Source organism: Paenibacillus sp. FSL W8-0439 (genome assembly GCF_038008995.1).
Lineage (GTDB): Bacteria > Bacillota > Bacilli > Paenibacillales > Paenibacillaceae > Paenibacillus > Paenibacillus polymyxa.
The window spans coordinates 2959762-2985953 of record NZ_JBBPAK010000001.1; the positions used below are offsets into that span (position 1 = coordinate 2959762).

21 protein-coding genes and 3 pseudogenes are annotated in these 26192 nt (G+C 42.3%); 6 read left to right on the plus strand and 18 right to left on the minus strand.

The annotated features are described in order from the left end of the window. Positions 1-494: 494 nt before the first annotated feature. Positions 495-818, minus strand: a pseudogene (locus tag MKX36_RS12535) (MaoC/PaaZ C-terminal domain-containing protein); the annotation flags it as partial. Continuing rightward, a complete protein-coding gene (locus MKX36_RS12540) occupies positions 775-1611 on the minus strand; it encodes an AraC family transcriptional regulator (protein ID WP_340864813.1) in 837 nt (278 codons plus the stop codon). The pseudogene MKX36_RS12535 and the gene MKX36_RS12540, both read right to left, overlap by 44 nt. 148 nt (positions 1612-1759) lie before the next feature. On the opposite strand from MKX36_RS12540, the gene MKX36_RS12545 reads away from it, so the two are divergent. The 5 genes and pseudogenes from MKX36_RS12545 to MKX36_RS12565 form a co-directional block, all read left to right on the plus strand. After that, entirely contained in the window at positions 1760-1951 is a 192-nt protein-coding gene (locus MKX36_RS12545) for a hypothetical protein (protein WP_340864814.1), read from the plus strand. Between the two features lie 47 nt (positions 1952-1998). Beyond that, positions 1999-2163: pseudogene (locus MKX36_RS12550) on the plus strand (beta-glucuronidase); the annotation flags it as partial. 210 nt (positions 2164-2373) lie between these two features. Continuing rightward, entirely contained in the window at positions 2374-3495 is a 1122-nt protein-coding gene (locus MKX36_RS12555; protein ID WP_340866101.1) for a glycoside hydrolase family 2 protein, read from the plus strand. Positions 3496-3646: 151 nt separating this feature from the next. After that, positions 3647-3817 carry a hypothetical protein gene (locus MKX36_RS12560; RefSeq protein WP_340864815.1) on the plus strand — a complete coding sequence of 57 codons (171 nt, stop codon included), beginning with the start codon at positions 3647-3649 and terminating at the stop codon, positions 3815-3817. Between the two features lie 271 nt (positions 3818-4088). After that, positions 4089-4371, plus strand: a pseudogene (locus tag MKX36_RS12565) (MBL fold metallo-hydrolase); the annotation flags it as partial. Positions 4372-4445: 74 nt separating this feature from the next. Here MKX36_RS12565 and MKX36_RS12570 read toward each other — a convergent pair. The 12 genes from MKX36_RS12570 to MKX36_RS12625 form a co-directional block, all read right to left on the minus strand. After that, positions 4446-4661, minus strand: coding sequence for an ATP-binding cassette domain-containing protein (locus MKX36_RS12570; RefSeq protein WP_330721039.1), 216 nt, complete (start codon positions 4659-4661; stop codon positions 4446-4448). Between the two features lie 219 nt (positions 4662-4880). Continuing rightward, complete coding sequence (locus MKX36_RS12575) at positions 4881-6041, minus strand: alpha/beta hydrolase family protein (protein WP_025364918.1); 1161 nt, start codon at positions 6039-6041, stop codon at positions 4881-4883. 223 nt (positions 6042-6264) lie between these two features. Next, a complete protein-coding gene (locus MKX36_RS12580; protein ID WP_044785989.1) occupies positions 6265-7320 on the minus strand; it encodes a HAMP domain-containing sensor histidine kinase in 1056 nt (351 codons plus the stop codon). A 1-nt stretch (position 7321) separates the two neighbouring features. Beyond that, positions 7322-8017 carry a response regulator transcription factor gene (locus MKX36_RS12585; protein WP_322252986.1) on the minus strand — a complete coding sequence of 232 codons (696 nt, stop codon included), beginning with the start codon at positions 8015-8017 and terminating at the stop codon, positions 7322-7324. Between the two features lie 588 nt (positions 8018-8605). Then, the gene (gene ppsA / locus MKX36_RS12590) at positions 8606-11224 is read right to left on the minus strand and encodes a phosphoenolpyruvate synthase (RefSeq protein ID WP_340864816.1); all 2619 of its coding nucleotides are present in this window, start codon (positions 11222-11224) and stop codon (positions 8606-8608) included. A 943-nt stretch (positions 11225-12167) separates the two neighbouring features. Then, complete coding sequence (locus MKX36_RS12595) at positions 12168-13805, minus strand: glycoside hydrolase family 13 protein (RefSeq protein ID WP_340864817.1); 1638 nt, start codon at positions 13803-13805, stop codon at positions 12168-12170. Positions 13806-13869: 64 nt separating this feature from the next. Then, entirely contained in the window at positions 13870-14763 is an 894-nt protein-coding gene (locus MKX36_RS12600) for a carbohydrate ABC transporter permease (protein ID WP_016820867.1), read from the minus strand. Positions 14764-14776: 13 nt separating this feature from the next. After that, positions 14777-15691 carry an ABC transporter permease gene (locus tag MKX36_RS12605; RefSeq protein ID WP_016820866.1) on the minus strand — a complete coding sequence of 305 codons (915 nt, stop codon included), beginning with the start codon at positions 15689-15691 and terminating at the stop codon, positions 14777-14779. Between the two features lie 63 nt (positions 15692-15754). Then, on the minus strand, positions 15755-17491 hold the full coding sequence (locus MKX36_RS12610) for a sugar ABC transporter substrate-binding protein (RefSeq protein ID WP_340866103.1): 1737 nt from the start codon (positions 17489-17491) through the stop codon (positions 15755-15757). A gap of 324 nt (positions 17492-17815) precedes the next feature. Further along, a complete protein-coding gene (locus tag MKX36_RS12615) occupies positions 17816-19474 on the minus strand; it encodes an extracellular solute-binding protein (RefSeq protein ID WP_318300490.1) in 1659 nt (552 codons plus the stop codon). A 47-nt stretch (positions 19475-19521) separates the two neighbouring features. Next, positions 19522-20928, minus strand: a complete 1407-nt coding sequence (locus MKX36_RS12620) for a response regulator transcription factor (protein WP_318300491.1) — start codon at positions 20926-20928, stop codon at positions 19522-19524. Between the two features lie 2 nt (positions 20929-20930). Then, complete coding sequence (locus MKX36_RS12625; protein ID WP_045244559.1) at positions 20931-22637, minus strand: sensor histidine kinase; 1707 nt, start codon at positions 22635-22637, stop codon at positions 20931-20933. A 742-nt stretch (positions 22638-23379) separates the two neighbouring features. On the opposite strand from MKX36_RS12625, the gene MKX36_RS12630 reads away from it, so the two are divergent. Continuing rightward, entirely contained in the window at positions 23380-24042 is a 663-nt protein-coding gene (locus MKX36_RS12630; RefSeq protein ID WP_045244558.1) for an ArsR/SmtB family transcription factor, read from the plus strand. 119 nt (positions 24043-24161) lie between these two features. On the opposite strand, the gene MKX36_RS12635 is transcribed toward MKX36_RS12630, so the two are convergent. From MKX36_RS12635 to MKX36_RS12650, 4 genes are all read right to left on the minus strand, one after another. After that, the gene (locus MKX36_RS12635; protein ID WP_045244557.1) at positions 24162-24650 is read right to left on the minus strand and encodes an OsmC family protein; all 489 of its coding nucleotides are present in this window, start codon (positions 24648-24650) and stop codon (positions 24162-24164) included. A 146-nt stretch (positions 24651-24796) separates the two neighbouring features. Next, positions 24797-25057 (minus strand): hypothetical protein, encoded by a 261-nt coding sequence (locus tag MKX36_RS12640; protein WP_225164888.1) that lies wholly within the window; start codon positions 25055-25057, stop codon positions 24797-24799. A 47-nt stretch (positions 25058-25104) separates the two neighbouring features. Further along, the gene (locus MKX36_RS12645; RefSeq protein WP_045244555.1) at positions 25105-25431 is read right to left on the minus strand and encodes a thioredoxin family protein; all 327 of its coding nucleotides are present in this window, start codon (positions 25429-25431) and stop codon (positions 25105-25107) included. 18 nt (positions 25432-25449) lie between these two features. Then, the gene (locus MKX36_RS12650; protein ID WP_193189928.1) at positions 25450-26112 is read right to left on the minus strand and encodes a metalloregulator ArsR/SmtB family transcription factor; all 663 of its coding nucleotides are present in this window, start codon (positions 26110-26112) and stop codon (positions 25450-25452) included. Between the last annotated feature and the right edge of the window lie 80 nt (positions 26113-26192).

Genomic DNA, 26192 nt, shown 5'->3' on the forward strand with positions numbered 1-26192 from the left:
TTATTTGTGATTTGGGTGAGGGGTGTGACTTGAATTCCCTTAAAAGCTCCATAAACCAGTGGAATTATGAATAATATAATAGTTATTTGTATGGAATGTTTTCAAACATTTAAGTATTTAAAAAACGCACTGACTTGGCGGCTTAAATAAGCTCATTGTATAAAGAAAATAAAAAACATCGAAAATTATTGTACTTATCCGAATCTCATGCTAAATCTGAACATCTCGATTTAATCGGAATGGTCTTAGTGGTCAAACGCTGATTCCTCCACCCGCGTAGCGGGTGGTTTTTGTTTCGCACGTTTCACGCACACAACTGGCTAAAGCCATAACAAAAAAGTCGCTAAAATAGCGACTTTCAATGGGACTATATTCTTTTCCCTCGACAACTATCTCATACAATCCTTGTGCAAGATCGTTTCGACCAACTGCTATGTATTACTATAGTTTCCTCTAGCTGATAGATTAGCTTCATTCCACTGCGAAGCCTTCGTTTCATTGCGTTTTTCCATAAGTTCGGTGACCTTCACAAGTGTATATAATTCGTCTCCCGGATATACAGATTTTATAAATCTGATATTGCTCATTGCTGTTTCTGCAATGACCCCATCACCATAATCACCTGTTTCAACCCACAGTTTGAACGAAAATGTTAGGGTTTGAATTCCTGATGCAATAATTCCGTTAAATCTTCCCTGTTACGCTTTGTCCTCGTTTAAGTACATATGCTGGGGATCAAATTCAGACGCAAATCTGATGATATCACCCTTGGTATCAATTTCTTTGCATTCTTCGGTACTCAATCGGAGGGAGACCATTGCGCTTTTTGAACGTTTTACTGAACTGGTATACGTCAGAATAGCCACAGGCTCTCGCGATATCTGTGACGGAATCGCTTGTGAACCGGAGCCGGCGAACGGCATGCTCATTACGAAGATGATTCAGGTACTCCTTAGGACTGCACCCGTACCGAGATGCAAAGGTTCTGCGTAAATAAACAGGTGAGAAACCCGTATGCTCCGCCAATTCGGTAATCCGCAACTCGGTAGCAAATCCCGTATCTAACTTCTCTTTGAATTTACGAAGAGCCTCTACTATTCCGTCCCCATCGTTGTGCCTCCCTCCTGCTTCCGCTGCCTCGTGTACCTCTTGTACCAAACGATACCATACTGACTTTACTCTGGCCTCTTGCACAAGATCTCCAGGTACCCATTCCCTTTCCGCTTCCCGGAATTGTTCCCCAATCCGGCCCGCACGCTCACTTTGTAAAGGCATAAGAAATGGAAGCCGCAGCCGCTCAATCGGGTTTGGGGTACCCCATTCATTCTCATTTTTCATTAGCGAAGCGCAATCGAAGAGTAGCATCGTCATTCGGAGTGGATGTGCGTCAGAGGATTTCATATAAAGAGGCAGCCCAGGCCAAAGATACACCAATGTTCCCCCACCAACCTCTATATCCTTCTCCTCACAACGAAAAGTTCCCTTACCACTGTAAATGTAATAAAAGGTGTGCCCCGATACGGTTTGCCGAAAATCTTCCCATCCTGGCAGGGGAGGCTTGGCAAGTACCCAATGGATGTGCACTACCATATTTCCCAAAGCATAGTCCATAGAAATCCCTCAATCCTTAATAGTATCATTTATGACAAATGATCAAGATTGTTTTTACCATTGTCGCTTTCTTGCTACCAATGCTACACTCCCAACATACAGACCATCAATGATGTTCTATTGCAAAAAGATAATGGAGATGATGAATATGATCCGAACGTTTCAGCAGCATCGACTTAGGAAATCCCAACAGCTTGACGGATTATGGGATTTTGTTTTTGACAAGAATAATGTTGGTTTATCTGAAAAATGGAGCACGCACTTCCCTTCCAACCCTGATCGTATACCCGTGCCAGCTGTTGGAATAACGAGCTCGGAAAATACGACTACGAAGGCGTAGCATGGTACCGCACCTGGGTAACCCTTGACGATCGCAGCCATCTCCGGCTACTGTTCCACGCCGTGATGGGGCATGCCGATGTGTATTGGGATGGACAGCATCTAGGGTACCATTATGGTGGATTCACTCCTTTTGACTTTACCATTCCAGATGTCTCCTCCGGTGTTCACGAACTCATTGTCCGCACAGACAGCACACTGGGGACCAATACGTTACCATATCATATTGTAGACTGGTTTCATTACGGTGGAATCATCCGGCCCGTTGAGGTTCAACTTTTGCCTGATGTCTGGATTGAGGGGATGCGCATCACCTATGAAATGACCGGAGATTCCAGTGCAGATGCCCGAATCCTACTTAAGCTCCGCTCGATGTCGGATAAACCGGTCGAAGTACCTGTCTCTCTCTATCGAAACAATGAGATGTTTCAAAGTGATAGCGCTTACCTTTCTGCTAAGGGTAGCACGGAACTTGTGCTCGAACAAGCTTGGTCAGACCTCCAGCGATGGGACACGAACGCTCCTGCCCTATACATGATCAGAGCAGTCGTGGGTCAAGACGACCGGGCAGATCGCATCGGGTTCCGTACCGTGGAGACGCGGGACAAGAAGATTTTACTGAACGGCAAGGAACTTTATCTGCAAGGCGTTAATCGTCACGAAGAGCACCCGGAATGGGGCTTCGCTTTTCCCAACAAATTGATGACCAAGGAACTTGGTATTATCCGACATATGGGATGCAACACGGTACGCGGGTCACATTATCCCCAGAGTGAGTACTGGATCGACCTGCTTGATGAGCAAGGTATTCTCTTCTGGAGCGAAATTCCGATTTGGGGCGCTGCTTTTCCCGCCAAGGAGACAGATAATCCCCTCTTCGTGGAACGAGCATTGACCATGATGGATGAGATGATCGAGCGAGATTTTCACCATCCTTCAATTCTGTTCTGGTCTGTACACAACGAGATTGATACACGTTCTCAGCAGGCTTATGATCTATCTGTCAAAATGACCGAGCTCGTTCGAAGCAAGGATCAATCCAGACTGGTCACTTTTGCCACGATGCATCCTATGACAGACATCTGTCTTGGACTATTCGATGTCATCGGGATTAACTATTATGGTGGATGGTACTTCGGACATGTCGAGTTTGAGGAGATGCTTGAAGTCTTTCATGAGCGTTGCAATGAGTATGGAGCCGAGTATACCCCGGTGCTCATGACCGAATTTGGTGGAGCTGGTATATATGGAGATTCTGGCTGGGAACCGCGCTTATTCAGCGAGGATTATCAAGCTGATTTGCTCGGCAAGTCGCTGAAGCTCTTCCGAAGCGATCCGAAGATTAGCGGCACTTACGTATGGCAATTTGCAGATACACGGGGCCAACTTCTGAGCCATCAACCGCACTTCAGAGACCGGGCACGCTCCTTCAATAACAAGGGACTGGTTAACGAATATCGCAAACCCAAGCATGCCTATCGTGTGGTGAAGGGTATTTACACCGACCACAGTGATCCGTATGACTGGGGCTCTACACTGAAATGAGTTTGTAGAGATTCTATAAGCTTTTTTTGAACTCGCACTTATATTTGGAGGCAATCCTTTTGAGGATAGCCTCCAAATATAAAGCCGTTTTATAAACCGTCATTCCAACGATATGAACATCATTATGGATAATCAGGAGGGCGATTTGTTCATGTTCAAGCACACAAAAAGTTTTAAAAGGCATGCTGCTGTTTTAATCGTCTCGGTACTGTTCACAACGACATTAGCCGCTTGTAGTGGCCAACAAACCGAACCAACCGAGCAAGCAGATCCGAATCACCCCTTAACGAAACTGACGTATTGGGTCGATTTGTTTCCATAAACATATCCTCTAAAAGCTATCCAAGCAAATTGTCTTGAATTTTGTCGGCGTAACAGACTTTGATAGCCAGTTTGTGGAAGGTATGTCCACGGCGGGAGACTGCGCTCCCCAAATCGAAGCCGAAGCAATCGAAAAAGCTCGCAATGCTGCGAAGAATTTCTAAGAGTATTTCGATAACGATTGGAGGTTAGTCAATATCGTGGCTATGGTTCGTTACATAACGTTAATCCGAATAAACTCGGCATCGCCGATTTGACCAAGGGGAAGAAAAATGAAAGTATCTTATCATGGACATTCGTTGTAAAAATCGAAACCCATGGCACAATTATTCTCATTGATCCTTTTATTACAGGCAACTCCAACACCGATCTGGAAGCAGCCGACGTGCAGGCTGATGTAATCCTTCTGACCCATGGACACGGGGATCATGTTGGAAATACCGTGAAATTGCAAAACGAAGTTATGTTATGATAATTGCATCGGCAGAGCTTGCGGATGTTCTCAGTTGGCTAGGTGTACGAACCCACGCCATGAGCATTGGGGGAGCTTATCAACTAAAAAATCAAAGCGGGCGCTCTCCTTTGTTGGACGGCACCCGTTTTTGTTTTTTTGGATTTTAATGGTTAACTTAGGAGTTAACTGAGATTGGCTTCAGCATCGCTAAGAGCATCTTTATGGTCGTTGTCTTTCCAGCGTCATTCAGTCCTAAAAATCCAAATATCTCTCCTCGGTTCACCTCCAGCGAAAGATTATTCAATGCGATATAGTCGCCAATTTTTTTGTGCAGTCCCTCAATTTGTATGGCGGACGTTACGCTAATTTTTTCCTTTGAGGAAATACTCACAGTCTTCAACTCTTCAATAAAGAGAGAGCTTATTCAGGATTCTAAGTAGGACACTCCTGAATAAGCTCATCAGAAATCTAAATCTTTCAATATATCGAATTTTGCTTTTTCATGATAGTACTTGGTGCCTCTGGCAACCGGAAGATCGAAGCTGCCAGCATCATCCGCAATGGGATCAATTCCGATGGTCCAAATTTACTTAAAATGACGTCCTGGCAATCACTTAGGACGAGGTGCGGCTGGTCCAAGTCCAATTGAGCAGAGCCAATTCAGCACTACCTCATGCAGCACGTTGATGTTGTCTACCTGACAGTGTTCTAATCCCCCAAGTCGTCTATCCTCTATCGGGAAGAACGTCTTGTTTTTCGAACCCGCTTGCTCATAATTTTTCAAGGCTTGTGTCAGCGGATTTGGCTGAACCAATATCTCTTCCGCTCCGTGCATTACAAGAAGTGGACATTCTATCTGGTGAAGCACCCCCTCAAGATCATAGGCAAAACGCGGATTACCCGCAAAGTCCTCCATGCTCTTTGCCCCCAGAATTCTCATGCCATGTGCGGCCAGACTCGGTGGCATCCATTTAAGCATTGCATCCCAATCAAAGGCATGCGTACCGCCGTCGGAGATGACGGCAGCAATTCTGTGATCGAACGAAGCGAATCGCAAAGAGTCGTAAGCCGCAAAACTCTCACCGTGCACGATAATCTTGTCGGGATCGACTTCCGGCCGCGTTAGAAGAAAATCGATTGCTCGGGAATGGAAAGCCTCACTGTCCGCTCGTCTTCCTTTTCCCTTTTCGTACAGCGAGAGGCCGGTGCCAGGCTGATCATAGACCAGAAAGTTATATCCACACGAAATAAAAGCGGGACCTAGCCAGAAATAGTTTTCAATTGACCACTCGTCGCCACCGTTGAGAGCAAAAAGGGTCGGCTTCGGACCTTTTATCCAGGAAGGGGAGAAGAAGTAACCATCCAGCTTAACATCTTCGTAATCGACTTGGATCTTCTCCGGTTGGACATCGAAGTACTTCCCGGCAGCTTCGAAGAGTTCATTTACTTTTTTAAATACACGGATTTTCTCGGTGTCATCATCCATCACCGTATATTCTGCAATTCTGTAGTAATTGCAGGCACGAATGTAGCAGTTTCGTGCTGTATACCAGTTTCCAGCTGTTTCGGCCTCCTTGCCGTGTCTTTCCAATGCCTGAGCCGTTATGAGCCATTCCCTGTGCCACGTGTCCTTGTCTTCGGGGTCGATTTTTTTGCAGGCCTCGTAGATCTCGGTGACGTCCGTAGCACCGAGGCTTGCCATACCTAAAGCTTTGGTGACTTGATATGACATCATGTAGTGATTGGGCCAACGGCTGAACTCAATTGACATTGTAACATCCCCCTTTTCCAGTTCTAGTTCTTGTAGTTTTTTTACTACAAGTAATTTTTACAACACAAAGATAAAGCTTCTTTAAAAGAAAAATAAATGTTTGTAAAGAGAATATAAAAAATTATAAAACACTAAAAAAATAAAAAATGGCTGCTGCCTGGGTGTTCACAGCTGGCAGCAGCCTTTAACTCCTGTAGTAAAAGAAAATGTGCAAAAAATAAAATCAGTGTTGTGCGGCCAAGGGAAGGCTGAATCTTATCCCCAAACCGCCATATTCGGAAGGGTAGGCGTCAATTTCGCCCCTATGATGTTCAATAATGGATTTACAGCTTGCAAGACCCAGCCCCAGCCCGCCCTTTTGGATTTGTCGCGATTTATCCACAGTGAAAAATTTGAGGAACAGAGAAGATATATCCTTATCCGGCACTCCAATTCCATTATCCTCGATTTGAAAAAAGGCATACTGTCCTAGCGGGTAACCGGTCATATACACTTTCAGCTTATTTTTCCCTCCATATCTTACAGCATTGCTAAAGAGGTTGCCGAAAACCCGACGTATCATCGGTTCATTGATCATCAGCCATATATTTTCCGTGAATGAATGGCGGCAAGTAAGCTCGTTGTCAAGTCCCGCCAACTCATATTCATATTCAAGGGCAATGTTTTCAAATAATTTTGATGCTTTTACAGGTTTAGCTACCATAGATTCCAACTCCAGTTTTTCTTTGGTGAAGCTGGAGAAATCATTGATGAGTTCGACCATATATCCTGACTTCTTTTGAATCAAATCATAATATTCCTGCTTTTCAGTTTCTGGTAAATCCTTGTGCATAGCCAGCAGTTCAGTAAAGCCATTAATAGATGTCAAGGGAGTTTTCAAGTCGTGGGCAATTGCCGCGATCATATCAGTCTGCTCTTTGTGCGCGAGTTGAAGCCGATGCTCCATCTTATTGAAGTGTTTATAAAGTTCTCCGATCTCGTCATTACTTCTTAGAGCTAGCGGAGGCAGTGGATGTACAATATTTACTTCTTCAAGCCTGGTATTCAGAAGCTGAATGGGTTTCTCTATGCAAAAATGAATATAGATAATTAGAATAATAAATATGATGCAGGCAATTGCAAATATGGGCAGGAGCAATGCTATATATCGCGAGTCCAGCAATGAACTGCGTATAGGAGAATATACTGCAAAGACAAGCTTCAGGTACATTCCAATCGAAAACATGAATATTATAAACATCAGCAGGAACAAAAGAGGAAGCTTTATTTTCAGTTTCATACTATTGCTCTCTTTCCGTGTATTTATATCCTATGCCCCATATTGTTTTAATAAAGTCATATTCAGGACCAAGTTTCTTACGGATATTTTTTATATGAACCGTTACGGTATTTATTTCTCCGTATTCGTCTCCCCAGACGTTTTCATATATCTGCTCACGAGTCAATACATTATTGGGGTGGCGCATGAGGATAGACAGAATCTGAAATTCCTTCGTTGATAAGTCGAGCTTCCTGCTATTCAGGAATGCTTCAAACGTCTTATCGTTCAAAATGAGCGGAGAATCCGCCTTTTCGTTACTGGGACTAAGTTCATCCCACTCTTTAAAAAGCCTGTCCACTTTTCTGAAGTGAGCCTTTATCCTGGAGACAAGCTCCTGAATACTGAAAGGTTTGGTCATGTAATCGTCTGCTCCTATTTCGAGCCCGACGATTTTATCAATGTCCTTATCACGCGCACTTAAAAACAAAATTGGAACATTATAAGAGTTTCGGATACTTCTGCAGACATCAAGTCCATCCATATCAGGCATCACTATATCAAGAACGATGAAATCAATGTGATTTTCTTCCAATGCGGATAAGGCTTCTTTCCCAGAATATGCCGAAATTATTGCAAATTGCTCGTATCTTAAACTCTTTGTGATGAGTTTTACGATTTCTTCATCGTCGTCTACAACTAATATCGTTTTTAGCATATTTATACCTCCCAGCCGCTTTAAGTGGACTGAATTTATAAAACAAAAGCCGCATGGACTTCTCGCTTTGAAAAAAGTCGCGCTCAAAGCGTCTCTCCAGTCCCGGATAAGCTGGAAAAAGAGCTTGAGCAACGACCTGGGCAATGCTGGCTTTAACAAACTGGTATGCTCTTCAATAGCGTTCGAGCTATGTACATATTCCAGCTTGAAGGCCTGCACATAGCTTTTGACGTAATGTCCGGGAGTGTGTCTAATCAAAAGACAGTGTGAAAAGGAGCAAGAAAACTATCACAAGTTTTGGTTTTCAGCCTTTTCCGATAAAGTCCATCCGAGCTACGCACTCCACATGACTTGAGTGTCGGTCACTTTGCAGTTATTAATAACTTCTTGCAAGTTTATCATACAGGAGAATTGAACACTAATTCATGCAGGAAATCACTTTTGGATGATACTACCGCTAGTTAGCGGAATCATGGTACTGACCTGTGGGATACGTGAAACGAATGCCAGGCCTGTATGTGTTGAATTAAATGCAGCGGCAAGCTTAAATGACCGCCGCTGCCCATAATTCCCCCCCTTAATTATCCATTACAAAAATTCGATATACCCTTCTGTTCCATGCACGCGAATTCGTTGGCCATCTTTTATCAGTTTGGTCGCATTCTCCACTCCGACAACGGCTGGCAAGCCATATTCACGTGCGATAACGGCTCCATGCGTCATCAGTCCGCCCACCTCAGTAACCAAGCCTTTTATGGATAAAAACAATGGAGTCCAGCTGGGGTCAGTAAAGGAGGTGACTAGTATGTCGCCATCTTCCAGATCAGCCCCTTCTATATTCAGGATCACACGAGCTCGCCCCTCTACAACGCCCGAAGAAACAGCCAGGCCTACAATAGCTTCAGCGGGGATATTTTCTCGTTTGTATTGACCTGTAATGATTTCGCCATCAGATGTGATAACACGTGGGGGAGTTAATTTTTCATATAATCTGTACTCATTTTTTCGTTTGTCGATGACCTGGTAATCCAGTTTATTGGTGCGTATAGTTTCCTGCAATTCTTCAAAAGAGAGATAGTAAATATCTTCTTTTTCATGAAGAATGTTGGCTTGTACGAGTCGTTCCGCTTCCTTTAGTAAAGCCTGTTTATAAATGAAGTAGCGACTAACAATGTCGTATTTCGGATATTCACGATAACCGATGAAATTCCGGATCTGGTCGATAATTTGTTTTGTCTCTTCGGCTTTTTGTTCACCACCTGGTAATTGTTTCAATCGGGCTAATAAGTCCTGTTCTTTTTTCAAAGCCTCCTGTTGCCCTTGCTCAAATTTTCGTTTACTGGCGCCAGGCTCAAGGTTTTTGATGTTACTGAGGATCATAGGCACCAGTATACTTGGTTTTTCACTCCAGCGTGTTCTTGTAATATCGATCTCCCCGGCACATCGCATGCCATATTTGTCGAGATAAGTAGCGATAGCATCACGCACCTGCTGCCCACCTTCAAATTGAACCAGTTCATCTAAAAAATTATCATCCTTTACCTGTTGTAAATACTCAACTATTTTCGGATAGGGACGAATCACATCTGCAACATCCAGTAGCTCCATGCCCATTTCAGAAGTGACGTTATTAGGTACAGATAGGGAAAGTGTGTCTGCTACATTTTTTTCACCTAACCATTCATTCATTTTTTCATTGATCCATGCTGAAGCATGGATGGCGGACATAATTACACTCAAATTTTTCAGATCTGATGCACGCTGCCTCCGTTGCTGCATATCTTCCAGAATACAATCAAATACATCCAATCCTGATTTCGTTTGGATGTTACGTTTTAACGCTGATAACGATGTCTCACTACTCTTAATCAAATCAGCAACAATTGCCGGGTCATTTCCTGCCTCTTCCAGAATATCCGCAGACGACATACCCTTATGGCTTTTAACAGGCCCCGGTTCGCTTTTGTCAGATGGGTCCAATTTTATAAAATCTCCCCGCTCTATGATGGTAATAAGCGCGTCTTTTATGAGCGGATCGGAGTGTCCTAAAACATCCAATAAATTCTGCCTCCCATCCAGTGAAGATAGGCCCATCGTGATATCCACAAACAGCCTTCCACCACCAGTTTTAAACATGGGTGTAGCACCTGTTAACATCCAAACAGATATCCCCAGTGGTTTAATAGGATCAGTCATCATTTGCTGATGGCCGACAGATACATACACGTGATTCTCCTGGTCATTTGCTTCAGGAATGGGATATAAAGTGGTGATCGGCCGACTCTGAACAATATAAAATGTATCATCAGCCAAACACCATTCAATGTCTTGTGGGCAGCCGAAATGTTCTTCGATCTGTCTTCCAATGCGTGCCAGTTGTAAAATTTGTTGATCCGTAAGGGTTTGCGTCTTTTGCTGATCAGGACTGAGCTGCTTGGTCTCTGTTCCGCCTTCTTTTCGTCCATAAATAGCCATTTTCTTGGTTTCCACCCTCTTGTTGACGATTACCCCATCCTGTACTTGATAATAATCGGCAGATACCAAGCCGGAGACCAGCGCTTCTCCAAGTCCGAAACTAGCATCGATAGAGAGCAGCTTTCGGTTGCAATTGATGGGATCAGCGGTAAATAAAATCCCTGAAGCCTGTGGAAACACCATCCTTTGAACGATAACAGATAAATAAACTTGTCTGTGATCAAATCCATTCTGCATTCGGTAAATTACCGCGCGTTCTGTAAATAAAGAAGCCCAACATTTGCGGATATGCTCCAAGATGGATTCTTTGCCGATAATATTTAAATAGGTGTCTTGTTGACCAGCAAAAGAAGCATGCGGCAAATCCTCAGCAGTCGCACTAGAACGCACGGCATAAGCATATTCATTTCCAAACTGGGAGAGATAGTGGGCAACTGCTTTCACAACATCGGAAGGAATGGCTACTTCCATAATGGCCTGTCGAATCTTTTTGCTGACTTCATCAATTTGTTCTCGATCTTCTACTTTAAGCGTAGTTAGCTGATCCAACAAAGCATGAACCATTTCGTTTTGTTCGAGGGCTTTTTGATATCCCACTGTTGTAACACAAAACCCTTCTGGCACTTGCATTCCTTCCATTTTGGCTAATGTCCCTAAGTGCAACCCTTTTCCACCAACAAGCAAAAGCTGAGTGTTATCCATTTCTTGAAAATCAAGAACCAGTGAATTCATTCAACATCTCTCCTAACCATTAATATAGAGAAAAAAGCGAACAATCATGATCATGCCTAGTCACCACTGAAGTAAGTCGTCGTGTACTTCTTCTCAAAACCGCTTGAGGATGTACCCAGCCTGATCGCACATTCCACCATCCTTTTCTATTTTTTTGGGGGCAAAAAAAGCATTGACAAATCAAAGTTCTAGATGTATTATGAAAATAGGGATAATAAAATTATTGGCATTTATATGATTTGTCAGTAGCGTTATCGATTATATCATAGCGTTTATTCGTGTTCAATTGTTTTATATAAAAAGAGATGATCCTTGAATTTATTAGGGTTATCTCTTTTTGTGTTCAGTTGAACCATCATGTTAGTTTAGTTAGTCATTCTTGATGATTTATCGTCCCGCTGCCTCTTAGATCTATTATTGGCTTGTTAGTGATGATGCTTCCTTCTTGGGAACTGTTTCATTTCCTCTATTGACATGGAAGTTATAAGTTCGTTCTCAATCTCTTGTGTCAATCCGCTTGTCTGTTGACCATCTCATTCTCTATATCTGTTAAATAAATTCCTTATTAGACTGAGCCTAGAAATTGAAACAGCGACAATCAAGGACGAGAAAATAAAGTCCTAGACTGTCGCTGTTCCATATCTGTAAACAACCGATTTCCACTCACCCGCCGCTTCCAAGCACCAAGATGTTTCTTCCGGGTTGCTCTTTTTTGATTCAAGGGATACCCAATCTATTCACGTATGGTTCTTACCTGTGACAAAAACGTCGGATGCTATTAGCTAGTTATAATGGGTGAATTCTTGCGAATATGCAAATCCCGTTAATGAAAGGGCAATCACCACTAGCCGCTTAAACATAAATGGATATGATAACGCAAACTCAGTCACCACTTGCCCACCGATGGAATGTCCGACAATATACTTTTGTGGGATATTCATTTTCATTTATTGAGTGTATCGATAAGGTACATTCTCGCTTCATAAGGGCGCATTTCTACATCAGACATGTTATTTGGATAATTGGATATTAGCAGCTGTTTAGTCTCTGCCAGCTCTTTCTGAAGTGGGAGATCGGTTGTGTATTTTTGAAAATTACATACTACAAGTAGTTTAGCTCCTTTCAGCATTCGAGTGTACGCGAACAAATCTTTATTCTCGGGATACATCAGCTCATAATCCCCATATATGATCACTTCATGATCTTTCCTTAATCGGATTAGTTTCCGATAATAATGGAATATGGACTCAGGGTTATTTAAACTTTCTTGTGCATGGATATCCTTATAATTCGGGTTTACTTTAATCCAAGGATTCCCTAATGTAAAACCAGCGTTGTCTGAAGCGTCCCACTGCATTGGTATTCGAGCGTTATCACGCCCCTTTGCAAAGATTGACTCCATAACTTTGTCTTCGGGGTATCCTTTCTCAATTCTATCTTTATAGAAATTTAGTAACTCAATATCCCGATAGTCTTCAATTGGATATTGAACATTCGTCATTCCTAATTCTTCCCCCTGATAAATGTATGGTGTGCCTCGCATGCCATGAAGAAGGGTTGCCAACATTTTAGCCGATTCTATCCTGTATTCTCCGTCATTTCCCCAACGAGAAACGATTCGGGGTAAGTCGTGATTATTCCAAAACAAACTGTTCCAGGCATCCCCCTTCAGCTCTGTCTGCCATTTGGACAACACTTTTTTTAATTCTAGAAAATCTAGAGGCTTAAGATCCCACTTCCCTTTTCCCTCTTGTTCATCCAAACTAATATGTTCAAATTGAAATACCATTGAAAACTCACTGCCGTCCGGGTTGCTATACAGTTTGGCGATCTCTGGCGTAGCGCCCCATGTTTCTCCAACCGTCAGCAGGTCTCCAGCTTTTTGAAACGTCTCCTTGCTGAGTTCCCTGATATACTTATGCAGATTTGGCCCGTTGCTGGTAATTTTCAAATCTGGTTCTTTTCCGATTAAGTCAATTACGTCAAGCCGAAAACCGCCTACACCCTTGCTTATCCACCAATTGATCATTTCGTAAATCTCTTGTCGGACTTTTGGGTTTTCCCAGTTGAGATCCGGCTGTTTTACAGAAAAAAGATGTAAATAATATTGTCCTATCTCGGGTACCCATTCCCAAGCTGAACCACCAAAGGTGGAACCCAAGTCGTTTGGTGGCATTCCTTCAACGCCATCTTTCCAGACATAATAGTCATGGTACGGATTTTCTTTACTTTTTTTTGCTTCTTGAAACCAGGGATGCTCATCGGAAGTATGGTTCAATACCAAATCCATTATGATCCGAATGTCACGTTTCCCAGCTTCATGAATTAACATCTCCATATCATCCAAAGACCCGAACATCGGATCAATATCCCGATAGTCCGAAATATCATAACCATAATCATCCTGAGGGGATTTACAAACTGGTGATAGCCAAATTGCACCGACACCGAGTTGCTGCAAATAGTCCAGACGGGAAACAATTCCTTTCAAATCGCCGATTCCATCACCATTACTATCTTGAAAGCTCCGTGGATATATCTGGTATACAACAATTTCTTTCCACCAATTTTTATTTTCCATTGTTCATTACAACCTTTCCAATAGACGAATAGTGTTTTTATCTTAATCAAGTCACATCATACAATTACTCTTTTACCGATCCTACAACAATTCCAGTCACAAAATATTTTTGAAGCAGCGGATAAATCAGCAGCAGCGGGATGACAGCGACTACGATTTTGGCCGCATTTAGATTTTTGTTTGAAATTTCAGTCAAGTTGCTGAGTTGTGCTGAGTTGGTCCCGGATTGAAGAAGTTCCGCAATATTCACGTTAAGGGACTGAATATAAGTCATTAGTGGATAATTGCTGACTTGAGTCATATAGATCAAACCGCTGAAGAAATCATTCCACGTTCCCACGATACTGAATAGTGCTACCGTCGCCAGCGCAGGGATGGACACGGGAACATACACTTTGAACAAGACCTGCAGCGGACTCGCCCCATCGATGAATGCTGCTTCTTCTAGGGCCTTAGGTACAGCAGAGAAGAAGTTCATGACAAGGATGACACTGAATATAGGGACAGCTCCTGGTAGAACAAGCGACCAAATTGTATTGAGCATATTGAGGTTTTTGATCAATAGATAACTTGGAATCATCCCACCGCTGAACAGCATGGCAAAAATCATGACGTTCATATAAATGTTTCTGCCCCTGAATTCTCTTTTCGACTTGGAGAGCGGGTATGCCATTAGAACAATAAGAATCATGTTGAGAAGAAGTGTGAGCACAACACGTAGAACAGATATGCCAAAGGAACGCCAGAACTGAGCATCATCGATAATTTTCGTATACGCTGCGGTTGTAAAATTGACCGGTACGAGACCTACAGCATTAGCTGACACGGCCTCACTGCTGCTAAATGAAATCGCAACGATATTCCATAATGGAAGAAGGCAAATCAATGCCAGCAAAATGACGATGGCATAGATGATTAACCCGCCAATTCGACCTTTTTGGTTTACAAAATAGGACACAGGCTTGACCTCCTTAAAATATTTTTCGGTCAGTGTATTTTTTGGCCAATTGGTTGGCGGACAATAACAAAACAATACCGATCACTGACTTGAACAGACCAACAGCCGTACCAAAGCTATACTGTCGCCCGACAAGTCCAATCCGATATACATAAGTATCCAGAATATCTCCCGACTCATAGACAACGGGGTTATACAGATTATAAATTTGATCGAAGCCGGCACTCAAAATATTGGTCAGACTCATCACTCCCATGAGCAGGATAATAGGCAGCATGCCTGGCAACGTAATATGCCATACTTTTCTCCACCAGCTGGCTCCATCCATTCCTGCCGCTTCATACAGGCCCGGATCAATCGAAGTAATTGCAGCCAAATAGACGATGGAACTGTAGCCGAACTCCTTCCACACGTCTGTCCCAATAATCAGCGGCTGGAACCAGGTGTTGCTGCCGAGAAAATTAATATTCTGCAGACCGAAAAAAGCCAAAATTTGATTCACAATTCCATCCAAACTGAACATGTTAACAACCACGGACGCTAGAACTACCCAGGATAGAAAGTGTGGCAGATAAACAATTGTCTGTACGGATTTTTTAACGAATTTGATGCGGATCTCATTTAACAAAATGGAAAAAATGATAGCCATGATTGTTCCCAATAGAATCTTGGCAATGGCAATCACCAACGTATTACTAAAAACCTGTGCGATGTCCGGCAGCTTAAACATATAAATAAAGTGCTTCAGCCCTACAAATTTGGAGCCTAACATTCCTTTGGCTGGTATATAATCCTGAAACGCCGTAATGACACCGACCATCGGAACATAGCTGAATACCAGCAAAAATAAAATACCCGGAAGCATCATCAGATGATATATGGCACCCGTACCGAACGGGCTCTTTGCTTTATCATTTCCCTGTTTCATGGATGGACCCCTTTCCTAAAAGCAGGGCTGCGTATCGCAGCCCTATAAACAGTTCAAGATTGTTTATTTTTTGGATGCAACCTCGTCTTTAATTTCCTGAATTACCTGATCACCGCCTTGCTTCTTCCAATTGCTAACGAATGTATCGAAGTAATTCAGAGGTTCAGCACCAGTCACAATTTTGATGAAAGATTCCTGCTCCATCTTGGTCAGATTAGCCCAGGTCTGTTTCATGCTTGGTGTAGTTCCAGAGTAAGCAGGTGTCATCCAAACGAATTTGTTTTCCTTTGTCAGTTTGTCAATAAGCCCCACTCCGTTGATACGCGAGTGATATTTCGACCAGGCTGTTACGTTATCTGTATCCATATCACTCAAGTAAGTTTGGATACTCTTAATATTGTTTTTTGATTCTGTTGTCCGGACCTGATCCAGACTAATCTCTCCTTTAATCCCGCGAACGATGTCAGAGTAGTCATCCAGTAACGAGGTCGCCGAGTTGACTTCAATATTAAACGGTCTGGTAGAACCGTCTACGCCGTTCTCTTGATACTTGGCAGCTTCTGGCATAGATGTTCCCACATTTTTATCATTTGCTAGTTTATCGTAGAATAGGTTTACTATTTTAACAGCGAGTTCCGGGTGTTCGTATCCTTTTCTTACAACGATAAACTGATTAGCTGGATTGGCGTGTGCCACGTTTACCTTTCCATCTGCATCCTCCAAAGTGTAAGCCGTGAATTTCGCATTCTTATCCTTCTGCTTCACGTTGCCCAGACCCCAGTCGGGAATATGCCATGGTCCAAAAGCAATGCCGCATTGGCCGTTGGTGTACAGTGCCGTGATGTCATCAAATGTGCGTGTTCCAAATTGCGGATCGATGATGCCTTTCTTGAACCAATCTGCCATGACGCCTAGCATCTGCTTGGTTTCCTTTGTTGTCGAGCCATAAACAATGCTACCGTCTTTACCCTTCATCCAGTACTGAGGGAATGAACCCTTTGTTGAGGCAACTCCGAGCATGGTATAGGCAGAACCATTATAGTCAGTTGTATTCAGGGTGTTCACAAAGGGTATGCCTACCGGTTTCCCGGTTTGACCCGGATCTCTTTTCAAGAATTCCTCGGCCGTTTTCTCCACATCGTCCAGCTTGATGGCACCATCTCCGTCTGCGTCAAGATGGATTCCCAGTAGATCCAGCCAATCCTGACGAACCCAGACCATGGTTGGTGCGGAATCTAGGGAAGTAGCCGGAAGCCCCATTAAACGTCCATCTATCGTCGCATTGTCTAATGCACGGCCTTCATAAGAGTCGTAAATATTCTTGATATTCTCCGTGGCATACTGTTTGTAAATTTCCGTCATATCTTCAATCAGATCATTATCAACCAGTTCTTTGAGTTCATCCTTGGAATCGACACGCATCATGTCAGGCAGTTCTCCAGAGGCGATGGCGAGAGAAACCTGACGGCTGTAATCTTCTCCGTTGGCTTCAAATTGGTCTTTAATCTGAGCGTTAAACGCTTTTTTGACCAGTCGAGTATACGCATTGTTCTCATACGAATCTCCAGCCGGCAGTTTTGGGTTGGCTGTAGTCACACGCCCCATCGTGACCGTTATTTCGTCTTTATAGGCACTGAATGGGTCTCCCGGTGTTACCTCATATTTCCCCGCTTCCTTCGCAGTGGGAGGGTTGGATGAACCCCCACAGGCTGCAAGGGTTGAAATCATCAGGGCAGATATCGACAGTACAGCCAGACGTCTCGTTAACAGTTTGCTTTTTATGGACCATTTAGTTCTCATCACATTTCGATTCCCCTTTGTTGTGAATATTTCTTAATCATTGTTGTTTACGCTTTCATTATAAAACTTGCTGAAGACAAATCGAGATAGGGATTTAACGTCTGTTTGGATAGAAAAATGTATGCGGTTTCATGTCAGACCATGAGGTCATAGTTAGCTTGTAATCATTTATCCTACCTATCGACATACATCTGTCTATCCAAACTTACTAATCAAAGTGAAGAACAAAAAACCGGCAGATCCTGAAACAGAAATCTGTCGGCTTGATTAATGGAATTATAAAAGTGTCTTATAGAATTTATCGTATCACATTCATGATGGTCTTCAGCGATGATTATGGGGTACAGTCACCTCCACAGTCATTTGGTCGCCCCCTTGTTCCTTCCATTCCTCGACAAATTGATCAAATGAATCTATCGGTTCAGCGCCTAAAATAATTTTTAAAAATGTATCATGTTCCAGTTTTGATAGTTTACTCCACGCCTTCTCCATCGCTGGAGTTCGTATATAGGTAAGGCTTCGAACTTTATGAATGTTTGGATCAAAAAAATTTCTTCCACCTACAAGAAGCGAGTAACCCCGCATAAAGCTGTCGCTGTGTTTATTCCAATAGGAAATACCATATTGATCATAAGGCTTCAATTTGGTTTGTTTTATTGTCGAAACCAAGTGTTCCAGCAATTTGTATTCAGACTTGTCCTTGAAATCGGCGGGTGTTTTGGTTCCCATCAGAATGTCCTGCGCGGCCTTCGATTCATATCGTGCTTCATCTGCCGGAGCAAAGAAATTGCGGCCCAGCATAAAACGCGTACCGTACTTGAACTCATCACGAAGGTACAGATTGTTAATTTTAATAATCGCTTCGGGATGAGCATATCCTTTTCGTACCACCAAGAATGAACTTGACGGATTATCCACCTTCACATGGTATGCTCCGTTTGCATCCAGCGGGAGTGCGTATGCTTGCCAGTTCGCCTCCGGCTCGTTCTGCCAAGCGCTCGGAAGGGGCCAGTACCCAGCATAGAAACCTTGAAAGAACATCCCCGCCTGACCGTTAATAACTGTTTCTTCCGCTTCTTTACGGATACCCAGTTCTGGATCGAGAAGGCCTTTGGCGTACATTTCACGCAGTTTGACCAAGGCGTCCTTCGTTTCCGGTAGTATCGAACCGTATACAGGTTTTCCATCTTTGCTCAGCCAATATCCCGGGAAAGATCCATATGCTGCGAAGATTGGCGTTAGATCAAAAGAAAAAGCACTGTTGTTGAAATCGTTATACAGTCCAGTGCTTGAAGCAAGGCCAATCGTATCCCGCTTACTGTTTCCATCTGGGTCATTCTCCACAAAGGCCTTGGCGATAGCTTCCAGATCATCTACCGTTTTCGGCGGCTTCAGTCCAAGACGGTCCAGCCAATCCTGTCGAATCCAGAGCATGCTGAAGTCTTCCGCTGTCACAGAAGGAACAGCCATTATCTTACCAGCGAAGGTCACTTGTTCCATAGCCAATCCGTTTGTGCTATCGATAATTTTTTTTATTTCTGGTGATGCGCTATTATTGTATGCCTCGGTTAGATCTTCAATTTCTCCAGCCTTGACCATCTCGTTCAGCTGCAGCTGATTTACAATCATGGCATCCGGCAGATCATTGCTGGCGATAGCCAGATCGATTTTCTGACTCAGATTTTCCTTCGATACCTGCCATAATACCTGGATATCAATGTTAAGGTTTTGTTTAATCATCGTTTTCCATATATTCTTCTCAAGCGTTTCTCCTTCGGAGAGATCCGCGCCTGTTGGGTCTACCACATATCCCAGTCGGATGGAAACGGGATGTTCATATTTCCCCAATGGATCAGCAGCGGCAGTGTCCGAGATTGTTTTCGTTGGTCCCATTGGCGATTCACGGAAGTATGGCCTGCTGAAATATACGGTCACTGCAATTAAGCTGACGACAAGAACACATGCAGCCATCTTCTTAATCATCGCTTTCCCTTCTTTCGCCTGGTTTATTGGTCATCTGGGAAAGTACGCTATTTATCCCCTCTGCCAAGCTGTCGATATTCACTTGGCAACAGACCTGTCAATTCGCGAAAAATTCGGCTGAAATATTTTTCATCCGTATAACCCACTCGCTCCGCAATCCAGAAAATCGTGTTGTTTGTATTCAATAAATACTCTTTAGACTTCTCTATTCGTATAAATCGGGAGTACTCATTAAAGGTTTTCCCCATCAGATCCTTGAAGCATTGACTGAAATAGCTTCGGCTGATGTTCAGTTGCTGGGACAGACCAGAGGCTGTAAAAGCTTGGCTCAAATCATTTTGCATGATTATAATCGCTTTTTTCACGGCGTCTACAATTTCCTGTGAATACGAAGTCTGTTCATCTGACTTACGAATGCCCCCAGAGGTCTGCTTGATCCAATCTTCTACCTCGTACCAGGATTGAAAAGAATGGATCATTGAGATTCTACCCAGCGTAGTCTGGGCAAAAAGGTGATTCCATTCCATAACTATCGAGTATAGCAATCCCATCAGCTGGCCTTTATTCAGTCTTAGTGATTTGAGCTGTTCAATCATTTGGTTGTAATAACTGTCGTTGTGGGTCCATGGTGATAGGAACCAACTTTGCTTAATACGATCCATGTCTTCATCCTTCGGTTCTATTGGAAATGAGTCCTCCACATTCATCGAAACGGTAATAACAGGATCATAAGGGTTGTATGCATAGAATAACGACGTTTCTGTATAATTCATAATCCAGTTTTGGATTTGCGACCATGTTCGGCCTTGTACATCGGACATAACCAGCAAGGCGCCTTGGGGAACTTGATCTAGGGATTCCTTCAGTTTATGGAACAGCTGATCCTCTACGTCCATGGGTGCCGCCCACATCCAGCAGTTCCGTTCAACCTCCCATCGGATCTCGTCTACATTGAATGTCAGTTCAATCGGCCAGCTCTGTCCTGACTTGCGATCCAGTGATACAAGTGCATACACATGGCGATAATGGACATTGGTCTCACTTAGCAGTGGCAGCTTTGGTCTTGTATTCGCCAGTTCGTCAATCCGGGTATGTATTCGATGCAGCACATGTTCGAATTGCTCCTTCTCGAGCTGAACTTTGGCTATATAGTCGATGGCCCCAAGCCTGAGCGCTTCCTGGATATAATCGAAATCTTGATGCAGTGTTAATACGACAATATGTAGTTCTGGATAGAGCAGCCTTGCAGCTCGCATCAGTTCAATACCTGACATCACCGGCATCGCGAGATCCGTCAACATCAGATCGACCGGTTGGGATTTTAGAAAATCCAGTGCTTTCAACCCGTTACTTGCTTCTCCTACAACCTCCATATTGAACTCGTTCCACGGCATCGCGGAGCTTATTCCTTTTCGTACTAATTTATCGTCATCCACTATCAATACCTTAATCATCCTCAGACATCTTCTCCTTTGATCGGAAGTATGAGCAGTATACTTGTCCCTGTACCCAATTCACTTTCGATCACCAGTTGTGCTTGATCTCCGTACTGTGCCCTCAACATGCGGTGGACATAATTGAGTCCGATGCCCATCCCTACTTTTTTATGTTCAGTTATACGATTGTTCAGAAGTCTTTGAATCGCTTCCTCGGTCATGCCTGCTCCATTATCCTGTATTAAAATATTCAGCGTTTTGGCAAGTGTAACTTCAATTTGAATAAAACCTTCGTCACTCAGTCCATGATAAAGTGAATTTTCAACCAACGGTTGCAAAATAAAACGAGGCACAGGTATTTTAAGCACTTGATCATCCGCTGAAATACGTACGTCAAATTCAAAGTCATATCGAATTTGCTGCAGGATTAGATACTGTCTTAGCGCATCAATTTCCTCTTCCATTGTGGATACTTGCCCTAATTTACCCAAGTTGTAATACAACAGCTTGTTCAAGGATTGCACCAACTTGTCAATCTCCCCTTGTCCGTTCATGACGGCCAGCCAGTGTACAGTATCCAGCGTATTCATCAGAAAGTGAGGATTGATCTGATATAACAATTTTTCCACTTCCAAATCTGCACGAATCTTCTCTTTCTGCTGCACTTCCTTGAACAGGTCGCCGATTTGATGCTGCATATTTGAGAATTCCCCCAACAGAAAGTCAAACTCAGGAATTTGAGTGCGGGTCTGGCTGCCTGCCTTTTGTGGATTCTGAGACATTCCGTTAATTTCCGAATGGAAAAGACCGAGTGGTTTGTAGACCATCTTCCACAGAAGCCAAGCAAGGAATACGGTAAAGCCGAGAAAAAATAAAGCGACCAGTAATATTTGAAGCAACCACTGGTTTTTCTCCTGTTGATACTTAGCCTGCGAAATTACCGATATGACGCTCCAATTCTGAGCGGAGTCCTCCTTAAACCAATGGTAATCACGGGCTATTCCATCTTTTGCAGCACTTTTTGATAAGCTGGAGAAATTCTCCCCGACTTTCATCACTTCTGGAATTTCACTGTACACAATTTTGCCCTCACCATTCAGGATCAAATGCGATAAAGCTCCTTGGTATTGATTGTAACCCAGTATATCCTGTGTAAGACGAAAGCCGGATTCGACGTAAATATATACATCGTCCCTTTGAGGCAGCTGTACCTTTCGCATAGCAGATAAAACAAGCTGATCATCAAATCGGTTCATACTCATATGGGGACCATAGTACGCAATGCCATATGATTTGGTAAGCACAGGCAAAGACTCAGGAGAAAAACGATCTTTGATGGGAAAGTTAGCGAACTGTGTAGTGCCTTCTTTCTGGAAATAGTACAAGGTTAGACCTATATTCGGATTAGTAAACGTTACGACATTTAACTCATTCTTTAATTCATCTCTAGCCTCAACCAATTCAAATATATTGGAGGAAGGCTTCAAAACTTCATCCAGTTTTTTTCCTAATGTACCACTATATGATAATTGCTGAGTAACATGATTCAGGTTGGTAATTGAATTTTCCAGTGATGAAGTTACCTGCTGTAGATTGCTCCTAATTCCATCATTGATTTTATTCGCAAAAATGGAATCAATGGTATAATAAGAAATTGTAAATATACTGATAAAGGGAATAAACGCGCTGAGAAAAAACAATAAAAAGATTCTTTTTTTTAGTGTCATTTCGACCATTCTCCTTAGGTAAATAAAACAGCAAGCCCCTGATTATGGAGCTTGCTGTTTATTGAACAACAGCTCTATCGATTATCGTATTCCTACCTATTTAAAAAAACAGGCAATATCTTCATCCGATTCAGACTGAGAAAAGTCAGGATTCTTCCCTCTCGGTGAGGTCCAAGTCTGTTCATAATTATAGATTGATATTCCAATATGTCAAACGCTTACATGGAATTTATTTTCCCTTCCTCTTTACATATATCGACTTGCCGTTTTTTAATTGCTGATTGTAGTCATTCCGTTCATCACGTACCCCAAAAAAGCGACATCGTTCAAAATTCTAACCAAGGTTTTTTCTTGTCTTTACGTGTTTTCTTCTGTTTCCGCTACCAAGCAAAGTCTTCAGCCAGTCCTAATGCCAACCACTTTTAACAGCACATCCACAAACCTCACCACTCTACCTGTTCACGTTTTGCGTCACAAACTCTTTGAATGGGTGAAACGCTGCGTCACTGTACATTTGTGTCCCATCCTCATATTATCCATTAGTTCAGAGGCCCTTGACTTCGTCTCTTCACATGTTAAAATTCTATTCATCAATTGATGTAGTGCCCTATTATGAGGAGAATGCTGGACTCAAAGGGTTTTTCAGTGTATAAATAAGTATTTTTGATTTGCCATATTGGTCAAAATATAAAGTGTAGAATCCTTAACATATGTCACCAAGTTGAAATGAGGTTATAAATGAATGGAAGATATGCTAAAGTGCGCAAAGCTTTTCAAAGAAGATCTATATAAGCAACTGGCTAGAATAGGTAAATGTCTATCAAGTGACAAACGTCTTGAAATCTTGAATGTACTATCACAAAGTCCCAGAACAGTGGAGAAATTAGCCGCATGTACGGATATGAATATAGCTAATGTTTCTCGTCATCTACAGGTGTTACTGGACGCTAAGCTTGTTAAGTTTACAAAGAAAGGAACTTACGCCATATACTCGCTAGCAGACCCGGAGATCATTGACTTTCTCTCTTCACTGTGGAAGATTAGTGAGAAACAAATTCCTGATATCGGGAAAATGAAAGATGACTTCTTAAACAACTTGAATGACATTCATACCCTATCCATGGATGAAGTAAAGAAAAAACTAGATGAAAACTCCATTATCTTAGTTGACTTGCGTCCCAAAGAAGAGTTTGAAACAGGACATATTCAAGGAGCCATTTCAATGCCTATGGAAGACCTAGACATATTAATGGGAGATTTACCAGAGGAAGCTGAAGTGGTCGCTTATTGTAGAGGGCCATTTTGCGTTTATTCGGCACTTGCTACGCAAAAATTGCAAGTTGAGGGATTTAAGGCGTATCGTATGGAAGACGGATTGAATGAGTGGCAGGAACATTTTCACTAACAGTAACAAATAAAAAAGACTTCGAAGCCCACATATTTGTGACTTTGAAGTCTTTTTGGTGATGCACATTAGGCCACTTCATTAGATTGAAAAATACTACTAAAAATTGGTGCTTAAACTTACCATTCCAATCCGTGTTCTGCAATATAGCTACTTGTAAGATCCTCTCCAGAATCAATGGTTACTTTTCCTTGAGTTCCTACGGAGACGCCGGCCTTTATTAGTAATTGACCAATATGGCAATTTTCTTCTGCTTTTTGTATAAAATCTTCTGTCATGCTTACGTCTTCATGGGTTGCTCCTGGATTCAGAACAACATGCGGGCGGTGGGTAATACTTAACTGATCACCTTGAGTTATGTTACCTTCTGTATCCATAAAGAATCCAGTCACAGGAAGTTTATTTTTATCTAACATATATGCTAAGGTCATCGTGTAACAAGCCACCGCAGAAGAGATAAGAAGTTGTTGTGGTTCAGCCCCTTTACCACTTCCCCCTTTGGGGATTGGAATTGCAATTTGAGTTTGGAGATTGTCACTTTTAATGCGTCCATCGCCCTTTGCATCTTTGTACCAAACCGTATTCATGTTAATTATCCTTTCTGCCATATTAACATCCCCTTTTAGGTATTGTAAGTCCAAAACTTATAGTTTGCTCTATTTAACGAAAGAAACCGACATTACAGCTGTGCTCTGTCGGTTTCTTTCCTGATTTTAAACCTAATTGAAATAGTCAGAGTGTGCTAAATCAATTTCTAGAATGTGCTATAAATCCGGATTTCTGGCTCAGCTTGAAGCAGGTCTTTGAGTCCAACAACAACATCATTATTAAATAGATCACTTTCGAGATAAGCCTTGGCATCGCTTTCACTGTTAAAGCCATGCAAAACTTGGACATCCTCATCACGTACAAGCAATTCTTTAGAAACCGCACCGGGAATACCAGAGAGGAAAGGCTCTTTATAAGTTGTATAAACCTTTGCAGCTGCCTCACGTTCTGGTGCATTAATTTTCAATGTAATTTGAAGATATGCTTTTGCATCGTTTGTTTTTCATCGAAAAATTAAACTTCATCGGACAATAACTGTAATTGTTTTTTTAATTGTTCAAATTGAACAAAACGCCCTTCGCGTAGATATTCTCTCCCATCAAGAAAAACCAAGATTGTCGGTACAGAAAAAATCAAAAATCTTCCTGTGATTTCCTCCACTTGACTAGCATTAACACGAGCAAGAGCCAATTTAGGATATAGTTTAAGCATTGTTTTGAGCTTGGGGTAAATGGCATGGCATACGTTACAATCTTCTTGGGTTACATATAACATACTCAAAGGATTAATTTCGATAAAGGAATCTATTTCTTCTATTGATGTCAGTTCCACTACACTCATAATAAAACTGCTCCTCTCTTAAAGATACTTATGATCCTCACACACATTCCAATCATGAACTCCTTCTTCAATTCGATAAGCCATATACCCTTGCTTCAGCATATAATCAACCGCTTGAGATGCCAGCGAACAGTATGGGCCTCTACAGTATGCGGCAAGTTCTATAGTACTTTTATTAACTGTCTTCAGGTAATTCTCAAGTTGGTCTAATGGTATTGAAATGGCATCTGGAATATGAGAAGCATCATATTCATCTGTGGGACGAATATCTAGAAGAATAACAGTCTTTTTTTTCATTTTTTCTAACAAATCATGTTTGGTGATGGTTTGAACCTCTGGATATTGTAATTCCAACTCAGTTTTAATCTGCTTTATATCAGATAGTCGATCTTCACATATTCTCCACAAAGAAGATAGAAATTCAATTACTAAAGGGTCACCGATACTGTATATGACGTATGTCCCTTTTTTGCAGCACTTGACCAATTTAGCATCCAGTAAGATTTGTAGATGACGAGAGACATTTGCAACGTTCATACCCGTTTGTGTTGCTAAACCTTCAACTGATTTTGGACCATTGGACAAAATGTCCATGATCTCTAAGCGCTTGTCACTCGATAAACATTTCCCGATTCGAGAAAATTGTTGATATAATCGATCTTTGATATCTGTTTCTTTCATTTTGAAGCCCCCAAACTTTATCTGAAACACTTCATATTCAATAGCATGTTAAGTTAGCGAAGCATGACCGTTTTTTTACA